Origin of the sequence: Clostridioides mangenotii TR (assembly GCF_000498755.1) — a bacterium.
Classification (GTDB): Bacteria; Bacillota; Clostridia; order Peptostreptococcales; family Peptostreptococcaceae; genus Metaclostridioides; species Metaclostridioides mangenotii_A.
The window spans coordinates 1-1911 of record NZ_AXUS01000063.1 but is presented as its reverse complement, the minus strand read 5'-3'; the positions used below and the strand labels follow the sequence as shown (position 1 = coordinate 1911).

The following is a 1911-nucleotide window of genomic DNA, read 5'->3' as shown; positions in this document are numbered from 1 at the left end:
TCTTCGACTCCCGCATCAAGTAATATTTTCTTTTGCATTCTGCTGAAGTTACTACCACATCCGGCCACAGAACAATTATTGTTTCTATAGATACTATCCATCTGTAACACAGACTTCTCACCTTCAAATAAAATGGCTTTTTTATCTCTAATAATTGCATTTTTGGTAAAATTAAACCCATATAAATTCGCTCCTGTTTTATGGTTATAACAAACTCCCTTATACCATAAAGGATTATACTTTCCATAGTGCTCAATTTTATATGGGTCTAAATTACGTACTCTAATTCCTATAGTTCTTTCATCACTATCCCAAGAAAAATGTGGGATAATTATTTGCCTATTATTTGAATCAAAATGTATATTAAATTTCTTCATTGTATTAAATTTTATATTTTCTGTATTCCATTCAGGTATATCAACTTGAGAGAATAAAGTATGCAAATATGGTTTATCAACTGTTTCAAGATGTTCTATTTCAACTTCTGTTACATCTGTGTGTTGTATCTTTTTAATTGCAGATCCGAAACCTTTTTTGGGTTCAAATTCACAGCCATATCCAAGTATTTTTTGAATATACTTTTTAGATTCAGTAAAATCAAAATTTCTTGATTTCATTACTAAATCATATAAAGACATTGACCCACATTTTGAATAACAGAAGAATTTCTTATTTGATTTGTAGTAATATAATTTGTTACTATCTCCAGTTGTTGGATGACATGCAATAGTATTAAAAATCATCTTCTCTTCATCTTCCTCGAATAAAGGGCTCCCCAATTCACCCAATATTCTGATAATATCGGTTTCTTTTATTTTCTCTATTAAATCCATATCAATAACTCAACTGACCCTTATATACGCTTTCTAATTGTCCAATTTCTTTAAAATATCCTGATTTATTATCAAACTCATATAATAATGACAGACTATCATCACCTTCTCTATTCTTATCTAGCTGCATATATCTATATTTTTTATTTGGATCTAAATTCTTTTAAGTACTCTTTTGACCATTTGTTTGTTGGTTTATCCTTAATCAGTTTATATGGCCTCATATTACATTTTATCTTTTGGATCTAATTCCTCTGGTAGTACTTTTCTCATTAATACAATAGAGTTTGCAACTTCTTTTATTTGTTTACTCGCACTTAAACAAGCACTTGTGAGATATGAGACTTTTCCTTCCATATATGTTGCCAACTGTACTGGACATATGATCTTCATATTCATCTTTGTTCCAAACTTATCAAGTTTTCTACTATCTCTTACTAACTCTCCTGTTACTGTTCCCGATGTAGGGTCATCAACTTTCATAGTCTCATATATCAAGGTGTCATAACCTTCAGCTAGACATAATTGTTTACCTAGTTTCATTACCTTGTCAACATCTGGCTCATCTATATTTGCAAAGTTTAATTTATTATAAATATGATCTTTTAGAAATTCATTCGCTTTCTCTACAACTATAGTTTCATCTTTGCTGAAACTCCATTTTTTTATCTTATTTCTATCAATAGTTAAACAGTTAAACACTTCTCTACAAATGAATGACAATAAGATTGCTTTATAATACTTACTTGTTTGTTCATTACTAACTATTATCACTTTACTACCATTAGTTACTAAGGCTAGTGCATATGATACTAATGAAAATGTTGTTTTACCTGTTCCAGAAAATCCCCCTACGAAATGAACCCCATTCTTTGAATTTAAACCTGTCATTGCTGCATTCAGTATTTTCGACCCTAGTATATATCTTTCTCTTCCCTCTTCATCAACCCAACTTAGTATTTTTGCAAAATCAGTACCAAGATTTTCTCCCTTATCTATTTCTTGCTTGTCCTCTTCTGTGTAATACAATTGCTCAATCTTCACATCTTCACATCTTCCCAACCATATTTAAAGCTGA

General features: G+C 30.3%; 2 protein-coding genes. Both read right to left on the bottom strand.

Annotation, left to right across the window (positions count from 1 at the left end; genetic code table 11):
- A partial coding sequence (locus T473_RS0115530; protein WP_024622616.1) for a hypothetical protein occupies window positions 1–833 on the bottom strand: 833 nt, incomplete at its 3' end.
- A 225-nt stretch (window positions 834–1058) separates the two neighbouring features.
- Entirely contained in the window at window positions 1059–1877 is an 819-nt protein-coding gene (locus T473_RS0115525; protein WP_161627588.1) for a DnaB-like helicase C-terminal domain-containing protein, read from the bottom strand.
- Window positions 1878–1911 lie beyond the last annotated feature (34 nt).